Raw genomic sequence first — 23,165 nt, 5'->3', positions numbered from 1 at the left:
TGACCCGCGTCACCCCACTGGGGAGGTCGTTGGGCAGGTCATGGACGTCTTCTCCCGAACGTTCCTCCCGGCCGCCGCTGAGGCTGGCCTGGCCGTGCAGACGGTGAGCCGGCACATGCCGGTCTTCCGACGCTGCGTCGGCTCCGGTGACGCCACCATCCTGGTCACCCGTTGCAGCCGCCCCGACCGCCCGGTCACCGGCGACTACCTGTTACTGCTCACGCACCGCCGACTGGTGGTGACCCAGCAGACCCGCCTCCTGCACCGACTGCGTCTGCACCTCAACACCGAGCTTCGCGAACTCAGCAACGTCACCTGGAGCCCGGACCCGAGGCTGCAGTCGGTTGAGATGGCGGCCACCGCGATCGACGGGATCCGAGAGCGGTTCCTGATCCGGACCAGCCACCCGAAGCAGGTCTGGCAGCTCGACGCGTTGCTCAACCAGGCGTTCCGGACCCGCCTGCGGCCGACCGGCGCGCGGGTCGTCGCCAGCATCGGTGACACACCGGCCGTGGCGCGGCCCGGGATGTTCGCTCCGTCCTGGTGAGCTGACGCCTCACCGGGCGTCGCACCGCCTTTACCGAACTCGAACACGCGCCGATCGCACCGAGCACACCGAGTCGGCAATCATGGGCCGGTGACCGTCGAACCGCCGCATCGCGGGCTCGTCCTCGTCGTGGAGGACGAGCGGGCCATCGCCGACCTGGTCCGGCTCTACCTCACCCGAGACGGGTTCGGCGTCCACCTCGAACGTGACGGCGAGGCCGGTCTGAGCGCGGCCCGCCGGCTGCGACCGGTGGCCTGCGTGCTGGACATCGCGCTGCCGGGCCTGCCCGGCACCGAGATCTGCCGCCGACTGCGTGAGGCCGGCGACTGGACTCCGGTCCTCTTCCTCACCGCCCGCGACGACGAGGTGGATCGGATCGTTGGCCTGGAGTTGGGCGCCGACGACTACGTCACCAAGCCGTTCAGCCCACGGGAGCTGGTCGCCCGGGTGCGCGCGGTGCTGCGCCGAACCGCCGGCGGCCCGGAGGGCGCGGACCGGCCACGTGTCGTAGGCCCGGTGACGCTCGACCCGGCCCGCCGTACGGTCACCGCCGCGGGCGCCCCGGTGCAGCTCACCTCCACCGAGTTCGACCTGCTGGCCCACCTGATGGCCCGGCCCGGCCGGGTCTTCACCCGGGAAGAGCTGCTGGCCGGGGTCTGGGGTTACGCGGCGCACGCCGGCACGCGGACGGTGGACGTGCACGTCGCCCAGGTGCGCGCGAAGCTCGGCCCGGCGAGCGTGATCCGGACCCATCGCGGGGTGGGGTACGCGGTCGATGCCTGATCACCGCGGCCACGTCGAGTCGCCGACCATGGCCCTGCCGGTGGTCGGCACCGGCCCGCCGGCCGCACCGCGACGAGGCCGATTCGGCAGCACGCTGACCGCCCGCGCGGTGCTCGTCACCTGCGCGGTGGCGCTGGTGTCGGTGCTGGTCACCGCCCTCGTCGCGGTGCCGTTGGCGATCCATGGCGCGCAGCGGGGCGAGCAGAAGGCGCTCGCCGCGCAGGCCCGGCTCGCCGCCGAGGTGCTGCGGACCCGCCTCGACCGGGGTCGCGGCGCCGACGAGGAGCGGCTCATCCAACAACTGCGAGACCAGGGCATCGACGCGTACCTGATCCGGCGTGGGGCCGTCGACCGGTCAGGTCTGCCTCCCCGGGTGGTGCAGCGGATCGGGCAGGGCCGCAACGTGTCGGCTCGCCGCCCGGTCAACGGTGAGCGGGCCCTGGTCGAGGGTCGGGCGCTGGCCGGCGGCAACGGGGTGGTGCTCTCCCGCCCCCTGGCCACCGGGCTGTGGGCCCGGGTGCTGCTCAGTCTCTGGTTGCCGCTGCTGGCCGGGTTGACCGCCGGTGTGGTGGCCGGGCTGCTGCTGGCCCGCCGGTTGGCGCGGCCGATCCGCGTCGCGGCCACCGCCGCCGCCCGGCTGCGCGCGGGCGACCGCGCCGTGCGGGTGCCGGTCGAGCCGCCGGACGAGGTCGCCGACCTGGCCGAGGCGTTGAACGGGTTGGCTGCCGCGCTGGCCACCAGCGAGGGCCGGCAACGGGAGTTCCTGCTCTCCGTCTCACACGAGCTGCGCACCCCGCTGACCGCGATCCGGGGGTACGCGGAGGCGCTCGCCGACGGGGTGCTCGGTGCCGACGACACGGTGGACACCGGTCGGACGGTGCTGGCCGAGGCGCAACACCTGGACCGGCTGATCGGTGATCTGCTGGCACTGGCCCGGCTGGAGGCTGCCGACTTCCCCCTTGAACCGGTGCCGGTGGACCTGACCCAACTGGCAGTGGACGCGGAGCCGACCTGGTCCGGCCGGTGCGCGGCGGTGGGCGTGCCGTTCCGGGTGGAGACGCCCGGTCAGCCGGTGCCCGGGTACACCGATCCGGGGAGGATCCGGCAGGTGCTGGACGGGTTGCTGGAGAACGCGCTGCGGGTCGTACCCCCGGGGTCGCCGGTGGTGCTCGCGGTCCGGGCGGCCGGCGCGGACCCGGCGCACGGCGGCGTGTTGGAGGTTCGCGACGGTGGGCCCGGCTTCACCGACGACGACCTGGCGGTGGCGTTCGAACGCGGTGCGCTGCACGAGCGGTACCGGGGGGTGCGCAAGGTGGGCAGCGGGTTGGGGTTGGCGCTGGCCGCCGGGCTGGTCCGCCGGTTGGGCGGGGAGATCGTCGCGGGGCACGCGCCGGAGGGTGGTGCCGCGTTCACGGTCCGGCTGCCCGGCGATCCTTACCTGACCCGAACATCGGCCTGACGCTCCGCTCGTCGTTCCCGGGAAGGCTGCGGGCTTCACTGACGAGAGGGACAGTCATGCCACGTTGGGGTTTCGCCACCAGCACCACGGCACTGCTCGCAGCGGTCGCGCTCGGCGTCAGCGGTTGCAGCGCGGCCGAGGTGGCCAGCCAGCCGGCCCGGGAGGCGGCCGTCGAGGTCGCCGCCGCGATGGGGGTCGAGGGTCAGGCGCTGGCCGCGATGGGCTTCGACGCTGACGACCTGGACGTACGGACCGTCGCCGCACCGGCCACCCCGACGCCGGGTGCGCCCCCCAGCGCCCAGGAGAAGGCCCGGGAGAAGCGCGGCGAGGAGTGGCGCAAGCGCCGCCAGGCCCGCGTGTTGTTGCGCAAGAACACAGTGCACGGTGAGGCGGTGGTGAAGGCGAAGGACGGCGGTACGCGCACCGTCGCCGTGCAGCGCGGCGAGGTGACCGCGATCGACGGTGACTCGATGACCGTCAAGTCCACCGACGGCTTCACCATGGTCTGGACCTTCGGCGACGACCTGCGGGTGGTCGAGCGCCGGGCCACCGTGCAGCCGAGCGAGGTCAAGGTCGGCGCGACGCTCGGTGTCGCCGGCGCGAAGGACGGCGACAGGGGCGTGGCCCGGCTCATCCTCATCCCTCGCGCCAAGTGAGCGAAGGGGGCCCTGGCCGGCGCCAGGGCCCCCTTGGACGCGTTCCCGTCAGTAGACGCGGGAGCCGATGAAGTCGTCGTGACCGTAGCCGACCGGGTTGGCGGCGGTACGGGCCTCGAACGACCACTGCTGCCGGGTGCTGCTGGAGCAGGTCGCCAACCGCAGGCGGGAGCTGCCGAGCAGCGGGTTGTCGAACGCCACGCAGAGGTTGTTGGCGTTCGCCGGCCTGATCTGGTTACCCACGAAGACGAACTGCTGCGCGCCGGTGCCGTTGCAGTCGTAGATGTTGACCGCGGTGCCGGCGGTCATCGAGCTGTTGGCGACGTCCAGGCAGCGGTCGTGGGACAGTTCCGAGTGCAGCGACCGCCGGCCCGAGTCGTACCAGAAGCCCTGGTTGCGCCCACCATGGCAGGAGTACGGCTGCTGCACGGTGCCGTTGCGGGAGTCGTAGCCCTTGCCGTCGACGCAGGTGCCGGTGGCGACGTTGCGCAGTTGCTTGAACTCCAGCAGCCCCGGGTAGAGCACGCCACCGCCGGTGCTGGCCGGGTCGACGCAGCTGGCCCGCGTCTGCCCGGAGTTCCAGAACTGGGTGATGCACTGGGCGAACATGCCGTGCCCACGGGCGTTGGGGTGGAACGACTGGCGGGCGGCGTTCTCGTTCCAGATGCCGAGCTCGATGTACAGGCCGCGGACCGAGGTGTTGTCGGTGCACACCTCATGGCCGTGGAAGAGCCGGCTGGCGTCCAGGTAGCGGGTGCCGGTGTTCGCGGCGGCCGAGCGTAGCGCCGACTCGAACATCGGCACCGCCTTGTTCCGGGCGAACGCCGCGTCGGCCAGGTAGAGCAGGCAGCCGCCGGAGTACCAGCCGGGGAAGTTGGGGTTGTCCTCCACGTCGGGGCTGCCGGGGCTCGGGTACGACATCAGCACCAGCTCGTAGTCCGACCGTAGGTAGCCGGCGTTGGTCATGGTCTGCCGGATGTCGGTGAGCGCCGACTCCACGGCCTGCCGGCTGCCGTCGGTGCGGATCGTCCACTGGTCGGTGTAGGTGGGGTAGCAGGCGCCCTGGAAGAACACCCGGCGGACGGCGCAGTCGGTGGCGACGGGACCGAACTGGATGGTGCCGTCACCGTTCGCGCCGACCACCACCCAGATCAGCTTCACGTGTGTGTTGCGGGCCTTGATGCCCAGGTAGTCGCCCTGGTTCAGCTCGTTGTGCTGGGTCGGGCCGCCGGCGATCAGGTTCCAGGGGGTGGCACCGGAGCAGGCGATGTTGTACTGCGCGTCCGACGCGATGCCGGTGCGGAAAACCGCCTGGTCGTATGAGCGGTCGCACCAGTTGCCGTCCTGGTGGGTGCCGGGGACGTAGTTGCCGACCCCTTCGCCGGAGATCTCGCTGTCGCCCATGGTGATCAGCGCGGTGCGGCGTTGTTCGATCGGGCGGATCGCCGGGCTGCCGTAGAGGGCGGTCGCTTCGGCGGCCCGGATGGCTTCGAGGTTGGCGGGGAGTGGTTGGACGGTCGGTCGGTCGGCGGCGCTGGCGGGGGTGGCCGGTCCGGCGAGCATCGGTAGGACGAGAGCGGCGACGGCGACGGCGACGGTGATGGCCCGTCGTCGGGTCGCGCGTTCGGGCCTGGCGGGGATTGCAGGCATCGACGCACTCCTTTCGGCTCAATCGCGGGACGTCGATTGAGTTACCAGACGGTAACGTGCGGATCAACGGATGTGAATGCGCTTCGGATCCTTGCGCGCGGAATGCAGAACCGCCCGGATCGGACTATCCGGGCCTCTGGTCAGCGACCGACGGCCCTGGGGCCTCGTGCTGAACCGGTCTGCTGGCTCAGCGGCCCGGCGGCAGGGCGTAGCCGACGTACCCGCGAAACTCCAGCCGCCAACCAGCCGGGACGAGCTTCGCGCAGGCCGCCTTGCTGCCGGTACAGACGATCGCGTCGACCGAGGCGGGATCGGCTGGCGGTCGTTCCGGCAGTACCGACTGCAACGCCACCAAATCAGGTGAGTCGCCGTCGGGCTGCCGCAGCAGCAGCCACCACGGGTACTCCCAGTTGTCGTTCTGCTGCACCAGCCCGATCCGGCGCGCACCGCTGTCCCGGACCGCGGTCGCCGCCCAGCGGAACTCGTCGGCCCACTGCGGCCGGCGCAGGAACCGGGTGTCCCAGTCCGAGGTGGTGAAGACCGAGCCGGCGCCGACCAGCCGGCGCGGGAAGCCGTACGACAGCGCGAGCACCCCGGCCAACGCCGAGGTGGCCAGCACGGTAACGGCGGCCACGGTGGCCACCGAACGACGTCCACGACCACTCATCGACGCGCCGGTGGCAGCCGCGTCACCCACGGCGGGTGTGGCGTCACCCGCGCGGCGGCGGAAGAGCGCGTCCAACCAGAGGCCGGCGAGGGGCACGGCGAGCACCACGGCGTAGAGCAGCAGACGATTGCCCCACGGCTGCCACTTGATCATCACGGTGTGCAGCAGCACGGCGGTCAGCACCACCACCGCGTACGCCCGCAGCGACCCGGCCCGGTCGGGAGCGATCTGCCGTGGCCGGCCGAGCGCGATCACCGCGCCGATCACCGCCAACACCCCGGCCAGCGGAAACGCCACCCGGTCCTCGTCCGGATACCAGGCCGGCTCCGGGAAGAGCTCCCGACCGAAGGTGGTCGCACGGTCCTGCGGGTCGACCCCGATCGCCTCGGCACCGCTGATGATCACTTCGGCGCCGGCCCGGCGCAGCGGCGCCAGCGGCGTGTCGAACGCGGTGTGCCCGATCCGCAGCGCGTTGACCACTATCGACGCCGGGTCGTGCCGCTCCATCGGGATGGACTCGCGCAGCCGGGGTGGCCCCAGCGGGTGCCCGAACTCGGCGGTCACCCGGGCCAGGAACGGGCCGACCACCACTGCCGCGACCACCAGGATCAGCACCGAACCGCCGACAGTGCGGGCCAGCCCGCCGACCAGCCAGGACCGCCGACCGTCGCCAGCCGGCGCCGGGCCATCGGCCGCCGCTGCCACCTTCTCGGCCCGGGCCAACCGCAGTTGGGCCAACCCCCACAGCACCAGCAGCGGGCCGACAGCGATCAGGCCGCTGGTCTTGGTCACCGCGGTCAGCCCGGCGGCCGCCCCCAGCCCGAGCAGCGTGCCCCAGCCGGTCCGTCGACGCAGCCCGTCCAGCGCCTGGGTCGCCGCGCAGGCCACCCACGCCGCGCAGACCAGGTCGGTCTGCGTGCTGGTCGCCTGGAGCACCACCATCGGCGTGGTCGCCAACACGAACGCGGTGAGCAACTGGGCCCGCCGGCCACCGCCGAGCTGGGCGGTGATCCGGGCGGCCACCAGGAGGCAGACCACTCCGGCCGCCCACTGGACCAGGTTGTGCAGGTGGTCCCCGCCGGTGAGCAGGCGTAGGTGCAGCAGCAGGTACTCGGCTCCGGGCGGGATGGTCACCTGCCGGTGGATGGCCGTGGGCCAGAAGTCCAGGTCACCCTGGGCCACCCAGTGCTGCACCTTCGGCAGGTGATAGGTCTGCGAGTCGAAGTTGTTCGGCTCGGCCAGCAGCGCGACCAGCAGCTCCACCAGGACCAGCCCGCCGATCGTGCCGGCGAGGAGGCGCTCACCCGGTCGGGCCGTACGCCAGGTGTCGACCGCCACCGCGAGCAGGTCGGCGGGCCCTCGACCGACCCGGGCCGGCGCCCGGTCGGGCTCGCCGCGCTCGGCGACCTGGGCGGACACGTCGGGGCTGCCGCCGGACACCACCGCGCCGACCGGCACCGGCCGCGGCGCGGCGCCGACCGGTTGCGGCGCGGCCGTGGACTCCTGCCCGAGGTGGGCCGCTCGTCGCCAGCGCACACCGGCCGCCGTCGCGGCGGCGATCAGGAAGAGCAGCCAGGCGACGACGAACGCGGGCCGGGTCAGCGCGTGCGACGCGCCGAGCACCTCGACGACGAGCACCGCGTACGCCCCGCCGATCAGGACGGCGCGCACCACCGCGAGCCGCAGCGGTGCCACAGCACCTACCCCGCGTGGTCTCGCCGCGACGGTGAGCAGCAGCACCGCGGCAACTGGAACCACCGTGAGCAGGGAGCCGGCAGCCGACATGGCGGAAGTAAACACCATGGATCTGAACCCGCAGCGCCTACCGCCCCGCAGTGGCGGTAGGCGGTGAACAAACCAACCAGGCTAGGCTATGGCCGACGTGTTGCCGCCACCGTGGAGATCCCCGTGAAGCTCTCGATCCTCATGCCGGTCTACAACGAGGAAGAACGCATCGCGGATGCCCTCAAGCAGGCACTGGCGGTCGACTACCCCTGTGAGGTCGAGCTGGTCGTTGTCGACGACGGCAGCCGGGACGGCACCGGCGAGGTCCTCGGCCGCGCCGACGACGCACGTCTGCGGGTCATCACCCACCAGCGCAACGCCGGTAAGGGTGCCGCCATCAAGACGGCGGTCGACAGCGCCGAGGGCGATTACATGGTCATCCTCGACGCCGACCTGGAGTACGACCCGCAGGACATCCCCAAGCTGCTCGACCCGGTGCTCGACGGGCGGGCCACGGTGGTCTACGGCAATCGCACCTTCGGCAGCCACAGCGCCTACAGCTTCTGGTACGTGATGGGCAACAAGGGCGTCACGATGGCGGCGAACGTGCTGTTCAACTCGTACATCGGCGACCTGGAGACCTGCTTCAAGCTGATGCCGGTGGCGCTCTACCGCTCGCTTGAGGTGCGCTCGCGCGGCTTCGGCATGGAAGCCGAGGTGACCGGCAAGCTGCTGCGTCGCCGGATCCGGCCGTACGAGGTGCCGATCAGCTACCGGGCGCGCGGCCGGGAAGAGGGCAAGAAGATCACCTGGAAGGACGGCGTCGAGGCGATCTGGATCCTCGGCCGCGAGCGCGCTCGCCGCCGCCCCGCCGTCTCAGCCACCAACTGACCCTTCGGGCCGCGCTGATCGACCGCCGCAGGGTCGTCGGCGTCCAACTGCTGTCGGTGGTCACTGCGATGTCACGGCACTACTCTCTGAGTTGAAGTGCACTTCAACTCAAGGATTTGGTGATGCCGGACCTTCTGACGATCGGTGAGCTGTCCGCCCGCTCCGGGGCGGCGCCGTCGGCGCTGCGCTACTACGAGCGCCTCGGGCTGATCCGCGCCGACCGTACCGGCGGCAACCAGCGCCGCTACGCCCGCGCCGAGCTGCGCCGGGTCGCCTTCATCCGGATCTCCCAGCAGGTCGGTGTCTCGCTCGACGAGATCCGGGAGGCACTCGACTCGCTCCCCGAGGCCCGCACCCCCAGCCCGCAGGACTGGGCGCGGCTCTCGGCGAGCTGGCGGAGCCGGCTGGACGAACGAATCCGCCTGCTCAGCAGGCTCCGCGACGACCTGGACGGCTGTATCGGCTGCGGCTGCCTGTCCCTGCAGCGCTGCACGCTCAACAACCCGGGCGACACGCTGGCCGGCGAGGGCCCGGGTGCCCGGCTGGTGCTGCCCCGACCGACGGACGCCCCCACCCCGGCACGTTCGCTCGGCTGACGGCCGACCTGCCTGGTTCGGGCTCGCTCAGCTGACGGCCGACCCGCCACCCGGCGGGCGGGTCAGCAGCACCTTGCCGAAGTGGTCGTTCGACTCGACGAGCCGGTGGGCCTCGGCCGCCTCGGTCATCGGCAGCCGCCGGTCCACGATCGGCCGGATCCGGCCCTCCTCGACCAGCGGCCACACGTCATCCCGTACGCCCTGGACGATCTCCGCCTTCTCCGCGAGCGGACGGGACCGTAGCGACGTCGCGGTGACGCTCGCCCGCTTGGTCAGCAGCGCGCCCAGATCCAGCTCGGCCTTGCGCCCACCCTGCATCCCGATCACCACGAGGCGACCGCCGGTGGCCAGCGCGGAGACGTTCCGCCCCAGGTAGGACCCGCCCATGATGTCGAGGATGACGTCCACGCCGCGCCCGTCGGTGATCCGCCGGACCTCCTCGACGAAGTCCTGCCCCCGGTAGTCGATCATGTGCGCCGCGCCCAGCTCGCGCAGCCGGGCGTGCTTGGCCTCCCGCGCGGTGGTCAGCACTGTCACGCCGAGGGCCGCCCCGAACTGGATAGCGAAGGTGCCGATCCCGCTGCCCCCGCCGTGCACCAGCAGCGTCTCGCCCGCGCCGAGCCGGGCCACCTGGATCAGGTTCGACCAGACCGTGCAGGCCACCTCGGGCAGCGCCGCCGCGTCGACCGGGTCGCACGCCGGCACCGGCAGCAACTGCCCGGCGGGCACGGCGACCCGCTCCGCGTAACCGCCGCCGGACAGCAGCGCGCAGACCTGCTGCCCGACCGCCCACCCGGCGACCTCCGCGCCAACCACGGTGATCACCCCAGAGCATTCCAACCCGGGGTACGCGGACGCGCCCGGCGGCGGCGGGTAGTGCCCCTGCCGTTGCAGCAGGTCAGCGCGGTTGACCCCGCTGGCCCGCACCTCCACGATCACCTCGTTGGGGCCCGGCTCCGGGTCGGGCACCTCAGCCCAGACCAGCGCGTCGGGACCACCGGGCTCCGGAATCGTGATGGCTCGCATGGGCCCAGTCTTCCCGATCGCACCGGGTGCCGCAGGCGCACCCTCCAGCCCACAGTGGACGGGTCAGGACTCCTGGCCGGCGCACCGGGGAGGGACGCCGGGCCGCCCGAAGCGAGCCGTGGCAGACTATGCGTGGCCGTACGCCTGCGGGTGACGGCCCAGGAGGGTTCGCCTAGTGGCCGATGGCGCTGGTCTTGAAAACCGGTAAGGCAGCGATGTCTTCGTGGGTTCGAATCCCACACCCTCCGCCCATCTTGATCCACTCGACTTCCCGGAAGTCGGGGTGTCAGGACTCCTGGGACACCCCGACATCACCGAGCCTGAGTCGATCGCCTGGCCCGTGTTTCGTAGCTGAGCAGCACGGCGAGGAACGCGGTGAGCAGGCCGAGCGCGGCCAGGCCGGGCAGGTGACGCCCGACGGGGAGCAACAGCAGCGCCACGACGGGAGCGACGAACTGCCCCGGTCGTACGCACCGGACGCTGAGACTCAGGAACGCCGCCCGGCCCGCGAGGAACAGGGCGGTCCCGCCGAACAACGCGACGGCGGGCATCCAATCCGAGATGCCGTGGGGCTCCTCATGTGCCAGGCCGGCCAGCACCTGCTCGACTCCCAATGCCACATAGATGGTCCCGGCGAGCACCGGGAAGTGGGCAACGCTGTAGGCGTCGGCACCCACGTGGGCCTGCCGCAGCCCGGACTCCGTCGTCAGCGCGTGCTTGGAGGTTGCCGCGCTCGCGGAGTAGAGCCAGTACAGGCACACAGTGACACCCAGGGTGAGGAGCGCGGCCAGCAGGATCGGTCCACGGATCCGCTGAATCCCGACGCCGGCGGCGACCGAGATCAGGGATTCGCCGAGCGCAATGATCACCACGAGGCTGTGCCGCTCGGCGAAGTGGCCGGGGCTGAGTACGGGCCACCCGCTCAGCATCGAGGAGACCACCCCGCCGCCCATGTCGATGGTGAGGGCCAGCGCCCAGAGCAGGATCTGTGCGGTGCCGCCGAACACGGCGCCGAGGACGAGTGGAACCCAGGACAGCGCGGTAGAGAGGGAGTAGAGGCGAATTGTCCTGCGCAGCTGCCGGTCGCCCGCCGCCACCCAGCGGAAGAGAACCAGATCGACAACTCGAAGCGCGATGTAGGCCAGCACCAGGATCAGCCGGGATCCCGTCGTACCCGGTCCGGTCCTCCAGGCGTCGGGGATGACGAGAGCGACGAGGAAGACGGCCGCCATCGCGACGGTGACGCCGGCACGGATCAACCCGACATCGATCCGGACGTGGTTGCCCAGCCAGGAGTAGACCAACCAGGAAATCCAGAGCAGCAGGAGTACGAGGAATCCCTGCGTCAGGGTCACCGGAGCGGGCCGCTGGCTCATGAACGTGGTGACCCGGATGAGCCCGAAGACGAAGACCAGGTCAAAGAAGATCTCGAACAGAATGGGTCGGTGTGTCTCCGGGGTAACCCTCGGTCGTGCCCCGAAAATCCGCCCCATCAGGTCATCTTGGCCGTCAGTCGCGAAGTGGTCCGGTGCTGCGTGTCCGGATCACTCCGGCGGGTCGGTGGTTCGCCGCTGCTGGCGGATCGTCTCCTCGGCCAGCCGCTCGACCGCGCGTCGGCGTTCGTCGGCGATGGCTTGTTCGTCCCGGCGGCGGAGCGCGGTGACAACGGCTACCACGAAATCCCGCCAGATGCCGGCCACGATGTCCCCCTGCGGAACGTTGCCCGAACTCAAACGTAGCTTCGCGAAACCACAATCGGTCAGCGCGTACTTCCGGTCGTCGAGACGGCCGTGGCGGGGTATGAAGGGGCTGGTATCTCCGCACATCGGAAGGACACGTCCCCATGACCCTGGAACGACCGATCGCCCCGGACCCGTACGAGCTGCTGCCGACGCTGCCCTCGTTCACGCTGACCAGCGACGACGTGCAGAACGGCGAGCCGATGGACGCCCGGCACGCGCATGGCAGCACCGGGGGTGACAACGTCTCGCCGCAGCTGACCTGGTCGGATTTTCCGGCCGAGACGAAGAGCTTCGCGGTGACCTGCTACGACCCCGACGCACCGACCGGTAGCGGTTTCTGGCACTGGGTGCTGGTGAACGTGCCGGCCAGCGTCACCCAGTTGCCCAGCGGGGCTGGCGGCGCGGCGGGCACCGACCTCGGTGGGGCGTTCTCGGTCCGCAACGACTACGGCGATCAGGGTTACGGCGGGGCGGCTCCGCCGCCCGGTGACCGTCCGCACCGGTACGTCTTCGCGGTGCACGCCCTGGACGTCGACAGCCTGGACCTGACCCCGGGCTCCAGCCCGGCGTACGTCGGCTTCAACCTCACGTTCCACACCCTGGCCCGTGCGGTGATCCGCCCGACCTACCAGATCAAGGAGTAACCCCTCCAGCCGCAGCGATCTTGCACTTACTGTCCCGGCATCCCTGACATAGCAGGGCATAACGACGACAGGAAGTGCAAGATCGCGAAGAAGGGATAGTTCGGCGAGCCTGGTGGGGGATCATTGGTGGATGTTTGACATTCCGCCGCAGTTTCGTGCACGGGCCCGCCATGAGCCGGACCGGTCGTACGCGGTGCTGGTCGAAGGACCTGACGGGGAGGTGCTGGTCGGCGCCACCGGCAGCCTGCGGGAGGTGCGCACTGTCGCACGCCAGGGTGCCGCCCGCCTGTTCGGCGTGCCGGTGGATCAGATCGCCGAGGCCCTCCTGGACGTAGTGATCCCTCAGCCGCCGTACGGGCGCGACGGGCAGTGGGTGCGCATCGTCGCAACCGGCGACTCCACCGGCGGGGAATCCCTCGACGTTGGTCTGGCCGGTCAGGCGCACTGGTTTGACCACGAGGGCGCCTGGTTCGTCACGGTGCCCGGCTCCGGCACCGGCGTCCACCCCAGCGAGTACCTCGACTTCGCTCCCGTCCTCACCGAGGATGAAGTCGCTGAGCTGCGGAGCTGCCTCGCTCGGTCAGTCCAACCTCCCTCCTGAGTGGCGGGGTCGTTCAACGACGACACGTCATATTCGGCGCGGTTCGGCCGCGTCCTGCCAGCGGTAGAGGTCGCGCAGCAGGGAAATCTCGGCGCCGTGATGGATCAGCTCCCGGTTGACGTGCAGGATGATGCCCTCCATGGGAAACCGCTCGGGACCCACCGGGGGCGGATTTTCCAGGTCCGCGTCCGAGAGCGCGCGGACCCCCGCGTTCCATCTCCCATACATCTCATCGAGCTGTTTCAGCGCCTCGTCAGCGGTCCCCGCGTAGGCGAATGTCTGGGAGTCGACGTCCTGGCCGCCGAAGTGCCATCCGACCCGATAGCCCAGGCAGGACACGATGATGTGCGCCAGCCGCCAGGCAATCGTGGTCACCGGCGCCGGGGCCGGCGCCGGGTCAGCGGACGCACAGTCCACCGTCCATTCCCCCGAACCTGCTGACATCGGTGCGACAGACGTGCCACGTGGACGGATGCTCCAGCAGCCGCGCACCGGCTCCCAGAAGTACTCCTCATCGGCGAGACCGTTCAGCCGCGGACGCAGGTTCTTGTGCCAGTGCCGGTCCAACTGGTCCGCGAGTCGCTCGCTTCTTGTCATCTCCGCACACTACGTACGACGGAGACCCGGCTGCGACCCGGCTGGTGGGGTCGTTGAACGACGACCGGGCCGGCCGCCCCGGGCCCGCGCGGATTCGCTCCGGGCCCGGGTGCAACCGCTGCTGAGGTCAGTGCCGGGCGGCACCGTTCTCACTGACCGGCTGCCCGAAGGCCATGAACGGTACGGGCGTGGGTGTGTCCGTGCCGATGTGCCGAGGGAAGGTCGGCTCGGCGTCGTCGGCGCTCACCTCGGGGGCGGCCGTGCTGTCGTCCGTCACCGACTCGTCCGTTGCCGGTGCGCCACCGTGCTCGCCGTTCACCTGCTCGGTCGGGGCCTGGTCGGCAGGGCCACTGTCGACGCGGGCGCGGTCGGCGTCCGCGTCGTCGACCGTGGGTCGGTCGGCGGGGTGCCGGTCGACGGCGACGCGGTCGAGGTTGAGCCGCTCGACGCCTACCCGCTCGGGGGTGGGTCGGTCGGCGCTGGAGCGGGAACCGACCATCGGGTATTCCGCGGTCTCCGTACCGCCGGCTGCCGCTGCCATGACCGCGGCGGCGGCGAGGTCGGCCACCCGCTTGGCCTCCCGCTGTACGCGGGCGCGGACCTCCTTGGCGTGCCGCTCGGCGGAGTCTCCGGCCCGGCGGGCCTCGTCCAGCCGGGCGCTTTCGGCGGTGAGGTCCCGGCGGACCTCACTGAGCCGCTGCTGCATCCGGGACAGCTCGTTCTCCAGCGTCTCGCCCTCCTGGCGGATCTCGGCGAGCTGCTGGCGGCCGGTGTCCAGTTCGGCGTGCAGCTCCGCGGCCTCCTGCCGGCGCTCGGCGAGCTCCTTCTGCAAGGTGGCGAGCTGTTGCTGGTGGCTGGCGGCCTGCTCGTCGGCGCGGTTGCGCAGCTCGGTCACATGCTGCTGCGCCTCGGCCAGCAACGCGGCGATCTGCTGCTCGGTCGCGCTGCGCTGCTCGGCCAACTCCTGCTCAGCGGCGGCCTGCTGTTCGGCGATGTCCTGCTCGGCTGCGGTACGCCGTTCGTTGACCTCTCGCTCCACATTGGCCTGCCACTGGGCCATCTCCTGCTGGTTCTTGGCGCGGGCCGACTGGAGTTCCTGCTGAATCTGGGTACGGGCTGACTTCATCAGCGCGTCGGCGGCGACCCGGGTCTGGTTGAGCTGCTGCGCGCTCTGCTCGGTGATCCGCTTGGCCTCGTGCTGGGCGCGCTCGTGCGCGCTCTCACCGTCGGCCCGCAACTGCTCGGCGTGCTCGCGGATCGCGGTCAACTCGGCCTCGGCCAGGGTGCGCCGCTCCTCGTGGGCCTGCTCCTGCTCGGCCCGCCGGGCGGCCAACTCCTCGGCCAGGTCCTGACGGGCCTGCGCGGCCCGTTCACGGGTGTCGGCGAGGATCCGCTCAGCTTCGCTGCGCAGCTCGTTCGCCCGGTCGGTGGCCGACTCGGTGATCATCCCGGCCTGCTTCTCGGCGAGTGCCATGATCTCGCCGACCATCGGGCCCAGGTCGTGGAACGAGGCGCGGTCCACCTGCACGGGTTGCTCCTGAAGCTCGGCCAGCTCGGCACGCAGCCGCTGCACCTCGGCGGTCAACTCTCGGACCCGGACGGCGGAGCGCCCGTGCTCTCCGCTCAGCATCGCGATCTGACCGTCGAGCTGCTCCAGGTGCCGGTCCACCTGGCGTTTGTCGTATCCGCGCAGGGCGAGCTCGAAGCTCGGCCGGGAGGCCGCATCGTCGCGTGCTGCGTGCGGCTCAGCGCCGATGGACATGCACCATCCTCCGTACGATCGGGCGTCAGGGTCGGCGGTCGCCTGCCCCACGGGCCGTCAGTGTGGCGCAACGCTACCGCCGAGCGCACCTCGTGCGAAGTCCTGCCCCACCACCTCTCACGTTGTCGCCCCGCGTTCCCCCGTTCCCGCGCCGATCACGGACTCGTGGTGCCGGAAAGGTGGTGCTCCACCACCTTTGTCATCCAGCACAACTCCATGATCGACGCAGGTCGACGGGGGCGGGTCAGCGTCGGCGGGCGACGAGGACCGCGTCGTGGTGGGTGATCTCCTCGCCGTTGGGGTTGGTGGCGGGGCGGGAGCGTTCCTCCGCCGTCAGCACCTCCCAGCGGGCGGGGTCCAGATCGGCGGCCACGTCCTGGGCGGTGTACATCGCCTCCGGCATGTGCATCCGGTGCGCCGCCCCCCACAGGTCCGACGGGTGATGCCCGACGATCAGTAGGACGCCGCCCGGTGCCACCGCCGCGGCCAGCCTGCCGAACAACTCCCGCCGCTGCTCCGGGGGCAGGTGCATGAACTGCGCGGACACCAGGTCGTACGCCTCCTCGGTGGGCGGCTTGTCCCGCAGGTCGGCATGGGTGAACTCGATCCGGTCGCCGACGCCGGCGGTCTCGGCGTGCGCGGCGGCCCGGCTCAGCGCCGTGCTGGAGATGTCCACCGCCGTCACCTGCCAGCCGCGCGCGGCCAACCACACCGCGTCGGCGCCCTCACCGCTACCCACGTCCAGCGCGCGCCCGGGGGCCAGGTCCGTGACCTCGGCGACCAGTTGCGGGTTCGGCCGGCCACTCCACACCGAGGGGCGGGACTGGTAGCGCTCCTCCCACGCCGGCTCCTCGAACGTCGTGGCCACCAACTGCCGGTACGCGGCCACCGCGTCGCGGGTGTCCTCGGCGATGAGGTCGGCGTTGATCGCCGCGGCCGCGTTCAACCCGGCCCCGGCGGACGTGATCACCTGACCGCGGAGGTCGGCCACGTTGCCCGCCACCCAGACACCCGGGACGCTGGTCGCGCCGGTGGCGTCGGCCGGGATCTGGGCACCGATGACATGCTCACCCATCGTCACCTCCTCCGGGGCCAGACCCAACCCCACCAGCAGGTCGACGCGGGGAGTCAGCCGCGTCGCCACCACGAGCGCGTCGAGCGCCACCACCCGCCCGTCGGCGAGCCGTACCCCGGTCAGCGCGTCGTCGGTCACCTCCACGGCGGCGACCGGGCCCGGCACCACCGCGATGCTCCGGGCGGCGAGCCGCTCGGCGGTCTCCGCGTCCGGCGCCGGGGCGTCGTGCAGCAGGAGTAGCACGCTGAGGCTCCACTGTCGCCACATCTCGGCCTGGTGCACGGCCAGCGGTCCGGTCGCGAGGACGCCGATCCGGCGGTCGCGCACCTCCCAGCCGTGGCAGTACGGGCAGTGCAGCACGTCGCGACCCCACCGCTGCGCCAGGCCGGGCACGTCGGGCAGTTCGTCGGTGAGCCCGGTGGTCACCAGCAGCCGCCGGGCCCGCACCGACTCGCCGCCGTCGAGGCTCAGCTTGAACCCGTCGTCGTCCCGGGTCGCGGTCTGCACCAGTCCGGTGCGGAACTGCCCGCCGTACCCGGCCACCTCGGCCCGGCCGACCGCGAGCAGCTCGCCCGGCGGCGTCCCCTCCCGGCCCAGGTAGTTGTGTATCCGGTCGGCCGGCGCGTTACGCGGCTCACCGGAGTCGATCACCAGGACCGATCGGCGGGCGCGGCTCAGCGCCAGGGCGCCGCTGAGCCCGGCGGCGCCGCCGCCCACCACCACCACGTCGTATGTCTCGTCCATTGGTTTGTCTCCCTCTTGCTTGCTCTGTCGGCTGCGCCCACCATCCGTCGCCGCCAGCAAGGTGGCAACTATCCTTGCCGTTATGGCAAACGAGGACAGCGCCGCGCTGGCGGCCGTCGGCCCCCGGCTGCGTGCCCTACGTCACCAACGCGGCACCACGCTGACCCAGCTCGCCGACCTGACCGGCATCTCGGTGAGCACCCTGTCCCGGCTGGAGTCCGGAACCCGTCGACCGACCCTGGAGCTGCTGCTCCCGCTGGCGCGGGCCTACCAGGTGGCGCTCGACGAACTGGTCGACGCCCCAGCCACCGGAGACCCCCGGGTACGCCCCAAACCGATCATCATCCACGGCGTGACGTACCTGCCGCTGACCCGCCGGCCCGGCGGTGTGCAGGCGTTCAAGCAGATCTTCCCGCCGGACCCGTCCGCCGGAGGCCGGATCCCGCAGGCCCACGAGGGGTACGAGTGGCTCTACGTGCTCTCCGGCCGCCTGCGCCTGCTGCTCGGCGACCGTGATCTGACGCTGACCCCGGGCGAGGTGGCCGAGTTCGACACCCGCGTCCCGCACCTCTTCTTCAACCCCGGCCCCGGCACCGCCGAAGCGCTCAGTCTCTTCGGGCCGCAGGGGGAGCGGCTGCACGTCCGGGCCCGCCCCGCCACCTCCGACAAGCAGCAGTGATCAATTCAAGGTCGTGACTCGGCGCGCCCGGGGCCGGTGGTGCGAAGATGACGTGATGATCGATGCGGCACCCCGCGACTGGACCGACCGGGTCGAGCACCGCGACATCGTGGTGAACGAGGTCCCGGGCTTCCGCCCGCTGACACTGGATCTCGTGGTGCCGGTGGACGCCCCCCATCCGGTCCCGGTCCTGGTGTGGATCCACGGCGGCGCGTGGCTGTTCGGCTCGCCCAAGCAGCCGCCGGACTGGCTCATGGAGGCGGATCCGTTCACCGCCGCCGTCCGGGCCGGATTCGCGGTCGCCTCCGCGCAGTACCGGCTCAGCGGTGAGGCGCACTTCCCGGCGCAACTCGACGACGTGAAGGCGGCCGTGCGCTGGCTGCGCCGACACGGCGACACGGTGGGCGTGGACCGTGAGCGGATCGCTGTGTGGGGCGAGTCGGCCGGTGGGCATCTGGCCTCGATGCTCGCGTTGACGGGGGAGGACCAGGACGACACCCGCGTGCGGGCCGCGGTCTGCTGGTATGCCCCGTCGAACCTGCTGACCATTCAGGCGCAGGCCCTTCCGGCCGGGACGATCGACCACGACGCCGCAGACTCGCCCGAGTCCCTGCTGATCGGTGCCCCGTTGGCCGGGAACCCAGAGCTGGGCCGGGCGGCCAGCCCGATCAGCTTCGTCACCGAGCAGGCCCCGCCCGTGCTGCTGATCCACGGCGACCAGGACCTGGTCGTGCCGGTAGGGCAGAGCGAAGAGCTTGCCGCGGCGTTGACCGCGGCGGGTGCCGAGGTCGAGTTGTCGGTGGTGCGGGGGGCCGACCACTGTTTCGGCGGGGTGCCGCTGGAACCGCTGATCCGCGACACTCTGGCGTTCTTCAGCCAGGTGCTCGCCCCCGACCCCGGGGTGCTGCCGCCTCACCAGGGTGAGCCGGTGATCGCCGATGACGTGGTTGTGTCGGGCGAGCTTCGAACCGTGCGCGCCGTACCTCCGTGTTTATGATCGACAACCCCGATCGGGGGACCCCGACATGGCCGATCGGTTCGGCCCGGAGCAGACGTGAGGTGCGCGACGGTGATCCGCGAGGCGTACGCCTGCTGGGTGCGTGAACCCGGCGCGGCCGAGATCCGGCCGGTGTCGCTGACCGCCCCCGGCCCCGACGAGGTGCTGGTCCGGGCCAGTTACTCCGGGGTCAGCCGGGGCACCGAGACGCTGGTCTTCGCCGGCCAGGTGCCCGCCGACCAGCACGCCGCGATGCGCGCGCCCTTTCAGGAGGGTGACTTCCCCGGCCCGGTGAAGTACGGCTACCTCAGCGTCGGCGTGGTCGAGCAGGGCCCACCGGAGCTGCTCGGGCGGACGGTCTTCTGTCTGCACCCGCACCAGAGCGCGTACGTCGTGCCCGCCACCGCCGTGGTGCCCGTGCCGGACGGGGTGCCTCCGGCCCGGGCGGTGCTCGCCGGCACGGTGGAGACCGCCGTCAACGCACTGTGGGACGCCGCGCCGCTGGTCGGCGACCGGGTCACCGTGATCGGCGCGGGCATGGTGGGGTGCTGCGTCGCGGCGCTGCTCGCCCGGTTCCCCGGCGTACAGGTCGAGTTGGTCGACACCGACGCGCGTCGGGCCGGCGTGGCCGGGGCGCTCGGTGTCGACTTCGCCAACCCGGCCGACGCCCGCGGCGACCGGGACCTGGTCGTGCACGCCAGCGCCAGCGCCGCCGGCCTGCAACAGTCGCTGGACCTGCTCGCCCCCGAGGGCACGGTCATCGAGCTGAGCTGGTACGGCGACCGCCCGGTGCAGGTGTCGCTGGGCGGTGCGTTCCACTCCGGTCGACTCACCGTGCGCAGCAGCCAGGTCGGCATGGTGGCACCCGCCCGACGGGGGCGGCGCAGTTACGCCGATCGCCTGGCGCTCGCCCTGGACCTGCTCGACGACCCGGCCTTCGACGCGTTGATCACCGGCGCGTCCCGGTTCGCGGAGCTGCCCGACGTGCTCGCCCGACTCAGCTCGGGTGACCTGCCCGCCCTCTGCCACCTCATCACCTACGACGACGGGGAGTGACCGTGTTCAGCGTGACCGTTCGGGACCACATGATGATTGCCCACAGTTTCCGGGGCGAGGTGTTCGGGCCCGCCCAACGCCTGCACGGCGCGACGTTCGTGGTGGACGCGACGTTCCGTCGGCCCGACCTGGACGCCGACGGGATCGTGGTGGACATCGGCCTGGCCACCGAGCAGTTGCGGGCCGTGCTGAGCGAGCTGACCTACCGCAACCTCGACGACGAGCCGGCCTTCGCCGGGGTGAACACCACCACGGAGGTGCTGGCCCGTACTGTCGCGGACCGACTGGTCGACCGGGTGCACGCCGGTGAGCTGGGCCCGGGAGCGCGCGACCTGACCGGCATCACGATCACCCTGCACGAGTCGCACATCGCCTGGGCGAGCTACGAGCGGTCGCTGTGACCGATGCGGGCCGGGCGGTGCACGTCGTCCTGCCCGGTGACATCGACGACCCGGCCACGCCCAGCGGCGGCAACACCTACGACCGGCGGATCTGCGCGGGGCTCGGCGAGGCCGGCTGGGTGGTGCGCGAACACACGGTGCCCGGGGCGTGGCCGCATCCCGGCCGGGCCGAACGGGCGGAGTTGGCAACGCTGCTGGCCGCCGCGCCCGACGACGCCGTGGTGCTGCTCGACGGTCTGGTCGCCTCGGCCGTGCCGGACCTGCTCGCCCCGCAGGCCCGCCGGCTGCGCCTGGTCGTCCTCGTGCACATGCCGCTCAACGACGAGGCCGAGGGGCGAGCGCTCGCCGCCGCGCGGGCCGTCGTCACCACTAGCGTTTGGACCCGCCGCCGCCTGCTGGCCCGCCATTCGCTGCCGGCCGACCGGGTCCGGGTCGCGCCGCCGGGCGTGACGCCCGCGCCGCCGGCGCCCCCCGGTTCGGCCACCGGCGGCCGGTTGCTCTGCGTGGCCGCGGTCACCCACCACAAGGGCCACGACGTGCTGGTCGACGCCCTGTCCGTGGTGGCCGAGGGGCCCTGGACGCTGGTCTGTGCCGGCACGCTGACCCGGGAGCCCGCGCTGGTGCGCCGGCTGCGCGACCGGCTCGCCAGCGCGGGGCTCGCCGACCGGGTCCGACTGGCCGGCCCGCTGACCGGTGCGGCGCTCGACGCCGCGTACGCCAGCGCCGACCTGCTCGTGCTGCCGTCGCGAGGCGAGACGTACGGCATGGTCGTCACCGAGGCACTGGCCCGGGGCCTACCGGTGCTGGGCACCCAGGTGGGCGGACTACCGGAGGCGCTGGGCCGTACCCCCGACGGTGACGTTCCGGGGCTGCTGGTCCCGCCGGACGACCCGGCCGCGCTGGCCGGCGCGTTGAGCTGGTGGTTGGGCGACGACGAGCTGCGGGATCGGCTGCGGCGTGCGGCCCTCGCCCGGCGCGACACCCTGACCGACTGGCCGGTGACCACCGCGCTGCTGGCCGCAGTGCTGAAGGAGGTGGCGGGATGACCGTCGAGGAGACCCTGCCGTTCGCCGACTGGCTGATGCTGCGCGAGCCGGCCGACGCGGCGGCACGCGCCGAGGACCTGTTGGAGGCGGTGCGCGTCCGGTTGACCGGCGAGCATCCAACGGTGATCCACGACCTGGGCAGCGGCACCGGCTCGATGAGTCGTTGGCTGGCCGCCCGGCTGCCCGGACCGCAGCACTGGGTGCTGCACGACCGGGACGCGGACCTGCTGGCCCGTGCCGCTGAGGGCATGACCGGGGTGCGAGCCGCCGACGGTGCCCCGGTCACCGTCCAGACCCGCTGCGGTGACCTCACCCGGCTGACCGCCGCCGACCTCGCCGACGCCTCCCTGGTCACCGCGTCCGCGCTGCTGGACATGCTCACCGCGGAGGAGGTCGAACGGGTGGTGGCGGCGTGCGCCGGCCGGCCCGCCCTGTTCGCCATCTCGGTGACCGGAAAGGTCAGGTTCACCCCGGCCGACCCGCTCGACGAGGCGGTCGGAGCGGCGTTCAACGACCACCAGCGGCGTACCGTCGAGGGCCGGCGGCTGCTCGGCCCGGATGCCGGCGCCGCCACCGCCGCCGCGTTCGCCCGGCGCGGCGTCGACGTGCGGGAACGACCCAGCCCGTGGCGTCTCGGCCCGGAGCAGGCCGACCTGGCCGCCGAGTGGTTCCGGGGCTGGCTCCGGGCGGCCTGCGAGCAGCGCACCGACCTGGCCGGCCCCGCCCAGGCGTACGCCCGACGTCGGCTGGCCGACGCGGCGGCCGGTCGACTCACCGTGCTGGTCGACCACACCGACCTCCTCGCCGGTGGATGAACCGTTCACGCCCTGGGTACGTGCACTAGGGCAAGTGGACGATCTTCAAGGGGAGGGCCGGCGCCGATGTTCTGGGCCTGGGCACGAGTGGTCGGCGGGGTGGGTCTGCTCGCCGTCCTGCTGTGGCAGGTGGGCAGTGGCCCGTTCCTCGCCGGAGTACGACTGATCGACGCGCCGGCGTTGGCAGCGGCGCTGGTCATCGGGGTGCTCACCACGGTCTGCGCGGCGTGGCGGTGGAGCCTGGTCGCCGGCGGCCTCGGCGTCCGCCTGCCACTGGCGACCGCGGTGGCGCACTGCTACCGGGCTGTCTTCCTCAACGCCACCCTGCCCGGCGGGGTGATCGGCGACGTGCACCGGGCGGTCCGCCACGGCCGCGACGCCGGTGACGTCAGCCGGGGCATCCGCGCGGTGGTCTGGGAGCGGACCGCCGGGCAGGTGGTCCTGGTCGGAGTCGCGCTGGTGGTGCTCGCGGCCTTCCCGTCCCCGGTGCGGCGGTACCTGCCGGTCGTCGCCGCGCTGCTCGTCGCCGGTGGGCTGGTCGCCGTGCTGGTGGCCCGGGTGCTTCCGAACGGCGGCGGGTCCCGCTGGGCGGCGGCGCTGCGTACCGCCGTGGCGGACGTGCGGTCGGGACTGTTGGCACGGCGCACCTGGTTCGGTGTGCTGGTCGCCTCGGCCGTGATGGTCGCCGGCCACCTGGCCACCTTCCTGGTGGCGGCGCGTACCGCCGGATCGGACGCCCCGCTGTCCCGACTGCTGCCGTTGACGCTGCTCGCCCTGCTCGCCATGGGACTACCGTTGAACGTGGCCGGCTTCGGGCCGCGGGAGGGGGTGGCGGCGTGGGTGTTCGGCGCGGCCGGCCTCAGCGCGGCCGAGGGTGTCGCCACCGCCACCGTCTACGGTGCACTGGTGCTGGTGGCCAGCCTTCCCGGCGCCGCCGTGCTGCTGGCCCGTCGGCGGCGAATTCCGGTCGCCGCCCGGGAAGCCGTCTCCGGCGGCGGCTGTTGAA

General features: G+C 72.1%; 23 protein-coding genes and 1 tRNA gene. 16 read left to right on the top strand and 8 right to left on the bottom strand.

Translation table 11 applies throughout. The features are described 5' to 3' along the window. Positions 1-40 precede the first annotated feature (40 nt). The 4 genes from DLJ59_RS29695 to DLJ59_RS29680 all read left to right on the top strand — a co-directional run bounded on the left by DLJ59_RS29695 (position 41) and on the right by DLJ59_RS29680 (position 3,445). Positions 41-547 (top strand): hypothetical protein, encoded by a 507-nt coding sequence (locus DLJ59_RS29695; protein WP_124776737.1) that lies wholly within the window; start codon positions 41-43, stop codon positions 545-547. Between the two features lie 90 nt (positions 548-637). After that, positions 638-1,330, top strand: a complete 693-nt coding sequence (locus DLJ59_RS29690; protein ID WP_124776735.1) for a response regulator transcription factor — start codon at positions 638-640, stop codon at positions 1,328-1,330. Then, positions 1,323-2,789 (top strand): sensor histidine kinase, encoded by a 1,467-nt coding sequence (locus tag DLJ59_RS29685; protein WP_124776733.1) that lies wholly within the window; start codon positions 1,323-1,325, stop codon positions 2,787-2,789. The genes DLJ59_RS29690 and DLJ59_RS29685 overlap by 8 nt, the downstream gene beginning before the upstream one ends. Before the next feature lie 56 nt (positions 2,790-2,845). Beyond that, the gene (locus DLJ59_RS29680) at positions 2,846-3,445 is read left to right on the top strand and encodes a hypothetical protein (RefSeq protein ID WP_124776731.1); all 600 of its coding nucleotides are present in this window, start codon (positions 2,846-2,848) and stop codon (positions 3,443-3,445) included. Between the two features lie 48 nt (positions 3,446-3,493). On the opposite strand, the gene DLJ59_RS29675 is transcribed toward DLJ59_RS29680, so the two are convergent. Together DLJ59_RS29675 and DLJ59_RS29670 are read right to left on the bottom strand one after the other, a co-directional pair. Continuing rightward, positions 3,494-5,095, bottom strand: coding sequence for a ricin-type beta-trefoil lectin domain protein (locus tag DLJ59_RS29675; RefSeq protein WP_124776729.1), 1,602 nt, complete (start codon positions 5,093-5,095; stop codon positions 3,494-3,496). A gap of 187 nt (positions 5,096-5,282) precedes the next feature. Continuing rightward, the gene (locus DLJ59_RS29670) at positions 5,283-7,547 is read right to left on the bottom strand and encodes a glycosyltransferase family 39 protein (RefSeq protein WP_244236298.1); all 2,265 of its coding nucleotides are present in this window, start codon (positions 7,545-7,547) and stop codon (positions 5,283-5,285) included. A gap of 123 nt (positions 7,548-7,670) precedes the next feature. On the opposite strand from DLJ59_RS29670, the gene DLJ59_RS29665 reads away from it, so the two are divergent. Both DLJ59_RS29665 and soxR read left to right on the top strand, forming a co-directional pair. Continuing rightward, positions 7,671-8,378: a glycosyltransferase family 2 protein gene (locus tag DLJ59_RS29665; RefSeq protein ID WP_124776727.1), complete on the top strand. Its 708-nt coding sequence runs from the start codon at positions 7,671-7,673 to the stop codon at positions 8,376-8,378. Positions 8,379-8,500: 122 nt separating this feature from the next. After that, positions 8,501-8,974 carry a redox-sensitive transcriptional activator SoxR gene (gene soxR / locus DLJ59_RS29660; protein ID WP_124776725.1) on the top strand — a complete coding sequence of 158 codons (474 nt, stop codon included), beginning with the start codon at positions 8,501-8,503 and terminating at the stop codon, positions 8,972-8,974. A gap of 27 nt (positions 8,975-9,001) precedes the next feature. On the opposite strand, the gene DLJ59_RS29655 is transcribed toward soxR, so the two are convergent. After that, positions 9,002-10,000: an NAD(P)H-quinone oxidoreductase gene (locus tag DLJ59_RS29655; protein WP_124776723.1), complete on the bottom strand. Its 999-nt coding sequence runs from the start codon at positions 9,998-10,000 to the stop codon at positions 9,002-9,004. A gap of 161 nt (positions 10,001-10,161) precedes the next feature. On the opposite strand from DLJ59_RS29655, the gene DLJ59_RS29650 reads away from it, so the two are divergent. Then, a tRNA-Ser gene (locus DLJ59_RS29650) sits at positions 10,162-10,248 on the top strand. 63 nt (positions 10,249-10,311) lie between these two features. Here DLJ59_RS29650 and DLJ59_RS29645 read toward each other — a convergent pair. Next, positions 10,312-11,493: a low temperature requirement protein A gene (locus tag DLJ59_RS29645; RefSeq protein WP_124776721.1), complete on the bottom strand. Its 1,182-nt coding sequence runs from the start codon at positions 11,491-11,493 to the stop codon at positions 10,312-10,314. 51 nt (positions 11,494-11,544) lie between these two features. Continuing rightward, positions 11,545-11,700, bottom strand: a complete 156-nt coding sequence (locus DLJ59_RS36480; protein WP_158630926.1) for a hypothetical protein — start codon at positions 11,698-11,700, stop codon at positions 11,545-11,547. 143 nt (positions 11,701-11,843) lie between these two features. Between DLJ59_RS36480 and DLJ59_RS29640 the strand changes: the two genes are divergently transcribed. Together DLJ59_RS29640 and DLJ59_RS29635 are read left to right on the top strand one after the other, a co-directional pair. Beyond that, the gene (locus DLJ59_RS29640; protein WP_124776719.1) at positions 11,844-12,386 is read left to right on the top strand and encodes a YbhB/YbcL family Raf kinase inhibitor-like protein; all 543 of its coding nucleotides are present in this window, start codon (positions 11,844-11,846) and stop codon (positions 12,384-12,386) included. Positions 12,387-12,516: 130 nt separating this feature from the next. Next, a complete protein-coding gene (locus tag DLJ59_RS29635) occupies positions 12,517-12,987 on the top strand; it encodes a hypothetical protein (protein ID WP_124776717.1) in 471 nt (156 codons plus the stop codon). Between the two features lie 27 nt (positions 12,988-13,014). Here the strand turns inward: DLJ59_RS29635 and DLJ59_RS29630 are convergent, their stop codons facing one another. The 3 genes from DLJ59_RS29630 to DLJ59_RS29620 all read right to left on the bottom strand — a co-directional run bounded on the left by DLJ59_RS29630 (position 13,015) and on the right by DLJ59_RS29620 (position 17,165). Further along, the gene (locus DLJ59_RS29630; RefSeq protein WP_124776715.1) at positions 13,015-13,584 is read right to left on the bottom strand and encodes a DinB family protein; all 570 of its coding nucleotides are present in this window, start codon (positions 13,582-13,584) and stop codon (positions 13,015-13,017) included. Positions 13,585-13,711: 127 nt separating this feature from the next. After that, entirely contained in the window at positions 13,712-15,346 is a 1,635-nt protein-coding gene (locus DLJ59_RS29625) for a coiled-coil domain-containing protein (protein WP_124776713.1), read from the bottom strand. A 244-nt stretch (positions 15,347-15,590) separates the two neighbouring features. Next, complete coding sequence (locus DLJ59_RS29620) at positions 15,591-17,165, bottom strand: bifunctional NAD(P)/FAD-dependent oxidoreductase/class I SAM-dependent methyltransferase (protein ID WP_124776711.1); 1,575 nt, start codon at positions 17,163-17,165, stop codon at positions 15,591-15,593. 82 nt (positions 17,166-17,247) lie between these two features. Here DLJ59_RS29620 and DLJ59_RS29615 point away from each other — a divergent pair, with 82 nt between their 5' ends. From DLJ59_RS29615 to DLJ59_RS29585, 7 genes are all read left to right on the top strand, one after another. Beyond that, positions 17,248-17,844 carry a helix-turn-helix domain-containing protein gene (locus tag DLJ59_RS29615; RefSeq protein ID WP_124776709.1) on the top strand — a complete coding sequence of 199 codons (597 nt, stop codon included), beginning with the start codon at positions 17,248-17,250 and terminating at the stop codon, positions 17,842-17,844. 55 nt (positions 17,845-17,899) lie between these two features. After that, positions 17,900-18,841, top strand: a complete 942-nt coding sequence (locus DLJ59_RS29610; RefSeq protein WP_124776707.1) for an alpha/beta hydrolase — start codon at positions 17,900-17,902, stop codon at positions 18,839-18,841. A gap of 72 nt (positions 18,842-18,913) precedes the next feature. Further along, the gene (locus DLJ59_RS29605) at positions 18,914-19,897 is read left to right on the top strand and encodes a zinc-dependent alcohol dehydrogenase (protein ID WP_124776705.1); all 984 of its coding nucleotides are present in this window, start codon (positions 18,914-18,916) and stop codon (positions 19,895-19,897) included. A 2-nt stretch (positions 19,898-19,899) separates the two neighbouring features. After that, complete coding sequence (locus tag DLJ59_RS29600; protein WP_124776703.1) at positions 19,900-20,298, top strand: 6-pyruvoyl trahydropterin synthase family protein; 399 nt, start codon at positions 19,900-19,902, stop codon at positions 20,296-20,298. Further along, complete coding sequence (locus DLJ59_RS29595) at positions 20,295-21,344, top strand: glycosyltransferase family 4 protein (protein ID WP_244236297.1); 1,050 nt, start codon at positions 20,295-20,297, stop codon at positions 21,342-21,344. Before DLJ59_RS29600 ends, DLJ59_RS29595 begins: the two co-directional genes overlap by 4 nt. Then, on the top strand, positions 21,341-22,159 hold the full coding sequence (locus DLJ59_RS29590) for a class I SAM-dependent methyltransferase (RefSeq protein WP_124776701.1): 819 nt from the start codon (positions 21,341-21,343) through the stop codon (positions 22,157-22,159). Before DLJ59_RS29595 ends, DLJ59_RS29590 begins: the two co-directional genes overlap by 4 nt. Positions 22,160-22,225: 66 nt before the next feature. Next, positions 22,226-23,164: a lysylphosphatidylglycerol synthase transmembrane domain-containing protein gene (locus DLJ59_RS29585; RefSeq protein ID WP_124776699.1), complete on the top strand. Its 939-nt coding sequence runs from the start codon at positions 22,226-22,228 to the stop codon at positions 23,162-23,164. The last annotated feature ends 1 nt before the right edge of the window (position 23,165 follow it).

It is taken from the genome of Micromonospora inaquosa (assembly GCF_003857055.1).
GTDB lineage: Bacteria > Actinomycetota > Actinomycetes > Mycobacteriales > Micromonosporaceae > Micromonospora > Micromonospora inaquosa.
Note: the sequence above shows the minus strand (reverse complement) of the source record. Positions and strands in the feature narration are given on the sequence as shown.